Source organism: Protofrankia sp. Cj3 (genome assembly GCF_917627355.1).
Lineage (GTDB): Bacteria > Actinomycetota > Actinomycetes > Frankiales > Frankiaceae > Protofrankia.
In genome coordinates, this window is the sequence record NZ_CAKJTR010000225.1 from 1 (window position 1) to 6,797 (window position 6,797).

Here is a 6,797-nt window from a genome sequence, read left to right on the forward strand (position 1 = left end):
GCGAGGCGTAGCTCCGTGGCCAGATAACCGCTCAGGTCGTCGATGGTCGGGTGCTCATAGAGCAGGCCGGGCGACAACCGCCTTTCGACGATCTTTTCCAGTGACCCGGAGACCTGAACAGCGACCCGTGAGTCGAGCCCGTACGCTTCGAACGGCTTGCGGGTGTCAATCTGGTCGGCTGGCGTGTCGATCCGCCGTGCGAGCTCCCCGATCAGCCACTGCCGGATCGACTCCTCGGTCAGCGGGCCGGTGGGTACCGAGCTGGTTTTCCTACGTCCGAACACGGATCTTCATGCTCCTGTCCAATTCGTGTTGTGTCGCGCGGCGCCGGACGGCTGCCTGCCGTTTCGCCGCGATGGTCGCTCTGTCCGGAGACCGCAGGTCCCAGACGACGCCGGCGCTGCCGAGCAGGGCCAGCGTCCAGCCGCTCAGATCTGGCTCCCAGGCACGGACGCCATGCCGATAGGAGCCCGGGAACGCGTGATGGTTGTTCTGCAGTCCCTCTCCGAAGGTGACGAGGGCTACCGGCCAGTTGTTGGCGCTGCGGTCGCCGTTGTCGAATGGCCGGCCGCCGATCATGTGGGAAATCGATCCGACGCACCAGGCGGCCTGGTTCGCCACGAACATCCGGGCAAGGCCACCAAAGACGAGGCCGGTCAGTGCCGACATGGCGGTCCGGCCGGCGGCGAACCCGATGAGTGCCGGCAGGAGCAGGCCAGCCAGCATCCAGAGCTGGTAGGTCCGGTGGTAGAAGAACAGCCGGCGGTCGCGCATGATATCGGGCGCCCACAGGCTCCAGCTGGAGCTCTCGTCGCTGAGCATCCACGGCATGTGCGCGTGCCAGAGTCCACGCAGCTTGTTGCGGACACCTTCGCCATGCAGGTTCGGGGTGTGCGGATCGCCCGGTCCGTCGCTGAACCGGTGATGCCGGCGATGGGTGGTGACCCAGTACATGATCGGCCCCTGCCCGCCCATCGAACCACTGATCAGCAGGATCGCCTCGAAGAACCGCGATGTTTTGAACGTCTTGTGGGCGAGATAGCGATGAAAACCGATGGTAATGCCACCCATATGCACGAAGTACAACGCGGCGAACAGCACCAGGTCGATCGTCGCGTACATTCCGCTGGCCAGCAGGTAGATCGCGGCGACACAACCGAGTCCAGGCAGCGCCATCATGGTGAACGCGGTCACCCGTTTGATGCGCCGGCTGGCCGGGTCGAGCTTCACGATGCCCGCGGCGAGCGGTTCGGCCGTAGCCGAGGACATGGCAGTCCCCCTAAATATCTACTCGGAATCTCCGCGCGGACCGGATTTCTTCGGATACCGCACATCCCGGGCAAGACCTGCGACATCGAGCAGCTGGATGAACAGCCCGGCGATGTCGAGCTGCCAGCGGGTGTGCCGGGTCTGGGCCAGGGCCGGCTGGGCATGGTGGTTGTTGTGCCAGGAGCCACCGACGGAGAAAGGAGAGAGCAGCGAGATGTTGCGGCTGTTGTCCCGAGTCGGATTGGGTCGACGGCCCAGCGTGTGGCCGAGGGAGTTGACTCCCCAAGTCACCTGGTCAAGCAGGAAAATCCGGGCGAGCCCGCCCCACAGAAGCCCCCCGACGGCGCCGCGTGGGCCGTCGACAAGGCCCCCGATCAGTGCCGGCAGCGCAAGGCCGAGAACGATCCAGCCGAAATAGTACCGGTTCAGTCTCATGACGAGCCGGTCCCGCAGCAGGTCCGGCACGTTCCTGCTCCAGTTGGCCCGGCGGATCGTGAACAGCCAGCCGACATGGCCGTGCCACAGGCCGCGCAGCCGGGCGAGGCGACCGTCGCCGATCGGGCGAGGGGAATGCGGGTCGCCGTCCCGGTCGGTGAACGCGTGGTGGATCCGGTGGGTGGCGACCCAGAACAGGATCGGTCCCTGCGCCGCCATGCTGCCGGCGACCCCCAGGAAGCTGGTCAGCGCCGGCCCCGCGCTGAAGGCGCGGTGGGAGAAGAAACGGTGCAGGCCGCCCTCCACCCCCAACGCCGTCACCAGGTACATGCCGGCGAGCAGTCCGAGGTCGGTCCAGGTGAACCCGTACCGGATGGCGAAGACGATCGCCGCGACCACGCCGAGGGCCGGCAGCCCGACGGTGACGTAGGCCATTCTGCGGGCGAGGGCGTCGGTGTCCGGACCGGTACCGGCTGATCCGGGAGCGATGATCCGCGTCCCGGTAGCCCCGGTAGCCCCGGTAGCCCCGGCGGGCAGCGGCCGGACGGCCGCCGCGGTGTCGGTACAGGAGGTCATGCCGGGCATCCCGTCACAGCCGGGATGGGCTCGCGGCCTGGTCCGTGGCCGGCCGTGGCCGTGGCCGTGGCCAGCAGCCCCTGGCGGTACGCCGACCGGGTGGCGTCGCGCCGGATCTTCCCGCTGGTGGTGACGGGGATGACACCGACCGGGCCGAGCTGGACGTCGGCAGGCCGGACGCCGTGGTCGGCCGTCACGGCCGCTACCACCGTGTCGCGGATCTCCGCAGCCAGCGCGGCAGCCTGTCGCGCTGTCCCCCGGATCTCGGCGACGATAACGAGCCGTTCGGTTCCGGTATCACCGTCATCGTCCATGGAGAAGGCCGCGGCACGCCGCAGTGCGGGGTGTGCCCCGCGCACAGAGCTTTCGATGTCCTGGGGATAGAGGTTACGTCCGGCGATGACGATCACATCCTTGATTCGACCGGTGATGAACAGCTCGCCGTCGAGCAGGAATCCGAGGTCGCCGGTACGCAGGTAGCGGCGCTCGGAGGTATCAGCCGGCGGAGCCGAGGAGGCCAGCCGGGCGGCGAATGTGTCAGCGGTCCGCTCGGGCTGGCCGAGGTACCCGGCAGCGACGTTCGGGCCGTGTATCCAGATTTCGCCCACGCGGCCGGCGGACAAAGGCCGCATGGTTTCCGGACTAACGATGACGACCTCATGGCCTTCCGCGACCACACCACAGCTCACGATCGCCGCGGCATTCCTGTCAGCCGCGCTGAGCAGGCGGGCGTGCCCGTGCTCGAGCGCATCCCGGTCGAGCCATTCGGTGCGGACCGTGCTGCCCGCGGCCCGGCCCGAAACAAACAAAGTCGCCTCAGCCATGCCGTAACAGGGAATGAGCACGGACTCCCGGTAGCCGCAGCCGGAGAACCGGTCCCGGAACCGATCGAGAGTGGCCCGGGAAACTGGCTCCGAGCCGCAGAAGACCTGCCGCAGCGAGCTGAGGTCCAGCGTTGCCAGCTCGTCGTCGGTGACTGTCTCAGCGCACAGGTCGAACGCGAAGTTCGGGCCGACAGAGATGGTCACCTTATTGTCGGTGATCGCCTTGAGCCACCGGTAGGGCCGTTGCACGAAGTGCGCTGGCGAAAGCATGACAAGTGGCCAGCCGCCGTGCAGAGCCAGCATGATCGTTCCCATCAGGCCCATGTCATGGTAGGGCGGCAGCCACGAGCAGCCAACCCGCTCCGGGTCAGCCCCCGTGTTGGCTTCGAGCGTCCGGCAGTTGCTGACCAGGTTCGCGTGGGTCAGCACGATGCCCTTGGGCTGGCCGGTCGAACCGGAGGTGTACTGCAGCAGCGCGGGTGTCGCCGGGCCGGCACCGAGACTGGGAAGATCCGCACCGTCCGTGACGGTGCGGTCCGCTGCCGCGCCCGGTCGGGCTGATCCGTGCGGCATGGCGACCGTGTCCTCGACGAACAGCCACACCGGGCGGGTTGTGGCCGGCGGAAGCCTGGCGGTGAGAACGTCCGTCCGCCCCGCGAACCGCGCGTCGGTGATAACCGCGTCAGGTGCGCAGTCCCTGATAATCGACAGGAAGCGATCGGTCGCTCGGCGCCCGGTGGGCGGGAATGACGGCACCGCCGTCGCGCCCGCGGCGAAAATGCCGAACAGCGCGGCAATATAATGCAGCCCCGGATCGAGCGCGAGCATCACCCGATGACCTGTGAGCCCGTCACGCCGCAGTTTCTCGGCCAGCACTCCGGCGTGTACGGCCAGGTCCTGATAGGTCCAGTCGACGGCGTTGTCACCACTACCGTCCGGCAGGAAACGAAACGCGAGACGTGGTTGTTGCCGGGCACGAGCTGTAAGGATTTCACTCAACGAGGCACCTGGCCAGCAAACAGCAGGCTCCAAGTCGACTCCCCGAAATTTTTAGATCTGGAAATTAAATAAAATCATGCCATGTGCCTCGATCGGACGTCAATGCCTGCGATTCAAGTCCACACGAATCCCGCACATGATGTGCCAGGGAACAAGGAGAGCCGATCCAATTGTGCGCGGACACAATCCGACGCTGGGACGGCGGGAATCAGCTGGGTCGATCGTGCGCGACGATAAGATCATCAATCATTCACCGCGCCAGACGCTGGCAGCCCAGCGATGACCGATACCTGCTCCGACACCTTAAAATTACTTTCCGTAATAATTGGTACGCTCCGCAACAAGAGCCTGTTTCTGTCATGCTTCGATGCGCTGGCCTCCTCGATCCGCATGCCACCGTCGTGGCTGCCACCGTCACGCCGTCCCCGGCGCGCGGAGGCCGGGCCGGGCCCCATCCCCTGTTGGATAATGTTCACCGAGTCCAGCCGCTTCCTGATCGCCGCCGGATTTCGCTGCCACGCCACGGGGCCGCCAGGGGCCCGGAACTCCGTACCATCCCGCTGGGCGGGCGGACTCGGTTGCATAACAGGCGGACGCCGCCCTTTGGGTTCCGCCTGGTTGACTGATCGGATCACCATGCACAAAAACAGAGCGTAAAATCATGGCGTGCGCGTGGATGGTCTGCCGTTTTCCCGATGAAGTCGATACCTTCATAAATCCATCCGGCGGGGCGACAGGCCTGCGGATGTCAGCGCGCCACAAGCGGTCCCAGCCTTTCCTGCCGTACGACGACGTGTGATCGTGTGCGTGGTCGCGTCCTGCCGATAAGGAGCGGATACATGCCAACCGACCCGTTGCCTCCGACGGTGTTCACGCCGGCTGGGTGGGAGCAGGAGGCGGCAGGGGAGGACGTCGCATCGCTGCAGGAGCGCGCGCTGCACGCGCTGAAAGCGCGCCTGCCCGAGCTCGCGGAGGTTGTCGCCGCCTCGCTGCCTGCCGCGGAGCCGGCGTACTACGACGAAAGCATCCTGCCCCAGGAGCCAGCCCCGATGATCGGAAAATCCATCGAGAACGCCCTGGCGGCGCTACGCATCCCCGCGGATAAAACAGATAAAAGGGATAAACTGCTGGACTGGCCGCGCAGGGTCGGTGAGCGCTGCGGCCGGCAGGGGATGTCGGGCAAGGCTGTGCGGCGGGCATACGAGCTTGCTGGCAAAGCGGTCGCCAACGCGCTGACGCGGTGGACCGTCGAGGCCGATGTGCCCCTCCCCCGGGCCGCCGCGCTGCTCGACGATCTGTGGGACATCGTTGACGAGCATGCCGCCGCGGCGCTGGCCGCCCTGCGTGCGACCGAGATGGAGCTGCTGCGCGCGCAGACCGCCGACGTCCTGCTCGATGCCCTGCTCAACGGGGCAACCGACGCCAGCACCATCGCCGCGGTCGCCAGATCCTTCGCCATGCCCGAGCAAGGCCGCTACGCGGTCATCGTGCGGCGCCCAACCGAGGGCGGGCCGATCCTCGACCCCGTCGATCTGCCGGTACGCGCGGGTACCGCCCGGCTGATCTGGCGGCTGTACGGGGAGAGCGCGGTCGGCGTGGCGGTGCTCGGGACGCTGCCGGTACCGTCCCTGGCCGGCCGCCTGCCCACGAACGACGGTTTCCGGACCGGCGTGAGCATGGCGGTGACGGGGCTGGCCACGCTCGGCCGGGCCCGCCGGCTCGCGGAACTGGCCTCCCGGACCCTCCCCCATGGTCTCGCCATTCTGGAGGAGCAGCTCCCGGCCGCGATTCTGACCGCCCAGCCGGACCTCGCGCACGAGCTGAAGGTTCTTGTGCTGGCACCGGTGCTGGGCCTCGACCCGGTGAGCCGGGATCTGCTGCTGAACACGTTCGCGGTCTGGTTACGCTCGGACGGCTCGGCAGCGCAGGCCGCGACCGCGCTGTGCTGTCATCGGAACACCGTGCTGAACCGGCTACGGCGACTCGAACGGCTCACCCTGCGCTCACTGACCATTCCCCGGGATCTGGTCGAGCTGTCCCTGGCCCTGGAGGCGTTCCAGCTCCAGCGCCGCTCCATGGTCCCGCGCTGCCCGTCCTTCGGTGATCTCACCCCTTGGGCCGGGTCTCGCTGACGGGCCGTCCGGCCACGCACGCCACCGCCGCCGGCCTCGGGAACGGCCATCGTGGCGGTGCCCGGCGCGTCACCGGTGGCGGGATGGGCGAGAGCCCGCGCGGAAGGCACAGCCTGGAATTGAACTATGCGCCTTCGCTGTCCCGTGAGATGACGAGACCCCCGCGTCGGAGTCTTGGGATGGAGCTTACGACGCGGGGGTCTCACCTGGGAGCGTGTGTGAAATCGTCATTCCGGCTCGCCGCGCCCAGGCGCCCCTGGCCGCGTTGTCGGCCACACCGAGACAACTCATCCGGCATCGCTTCGGCCTTCCGCCTTGCCAGGGGGCACCTGGCCGCGGCTCACTGATCGAAAGCCCGATCTCACACACGCTCTGAGTGGCTTCGCCGCACATCGTTCCCGCGGGCGTGGTAGTGCCCGATGCCGATGGAGTGCCTGACGTCACCCCCGCTATCGGCCACGGCCCGCGGCGGCGGTAGCGAGATCACCGATCAGAGTGGAATAATACGGAAGGCCACCGGGGCATATCGTCAGCCGACAGCACGGCCGGCGGAGCCACTAAG

The 6,797-nt window shown here is 67.3% G+C and carries 5 protein-coding genes; 1 reads left to right on the forward strand and 4 read right to left on the reverse strand.

Going from position 1 to position 6,797, the window contains the following annotated elements; genetic code table 11:
• From MJ783_RS20825 to MJ783_RS20840, 4 genes are all read right to left on the reverse strand, one after another.
• Positions 1-284: acyl carrier protein (locus MJ783_RS20825; protein ID WP_239312968.1), on the reverse strand; the 284-nt coding region annotated here is incomplete at its 3' end.
• Positions 271-1,269: an acyl-CoA desaturase gene (locus tag MJ783_RS20830; RefSeq protein ID WP_239312970.1), complete on the reverse strand. Its 999-nt coding sequence runs from the start codon at positions 1,267-1,269 to the stop codon at positions 271-273. The genes MJ783_RS20830 and MJ783_RS20825, both read right to left, overlap by 14 nt.
• Positions 1,270-1,287: 18 nt before the next feature.
• Positions 1,288-2,139: an acyl-CoA desaturase gene (locus MJ783_RS20835; protein WP_370651746.1), complete on the reverse strand. Its 852-nt coding sequence runs from the start codon at positions 2,137-2,139 to the stop codon at positions 1,288-1,290.
• Positions 2,140-2,276: 137 nt separating this feature from the next.
• A complete protein-coding gene (locus MJ783_RS20840; RefSeq protein ID WP_239312974.1) occupies positions 2,277-4,103 on the reverse strand; it encodes a fatty acyl-AMP ligase in 1,827 nt (608 codons plus the stop codon).
• Between the two features lie 839 nt (positions 4,104-4,942).
• On the opposite strand from MJ783_RS20840, the gene MJ783_RS20845 reads away from it, so the two are divergent.
• On the forward strand, positions 4,943-6,235 hold the full coding sequence (locus MJ783_RS20845) for a helix-turn-helix domain-containing protein (RefSeq protein WP_239312977.1): 1,293 nt from the start codon (positions 4,943-4,945) through the stop codon (positions 6,233-6,235).
• The last annotated feature ends 562 nt before the right edge of the window (positions 6,236-6,797 follow it).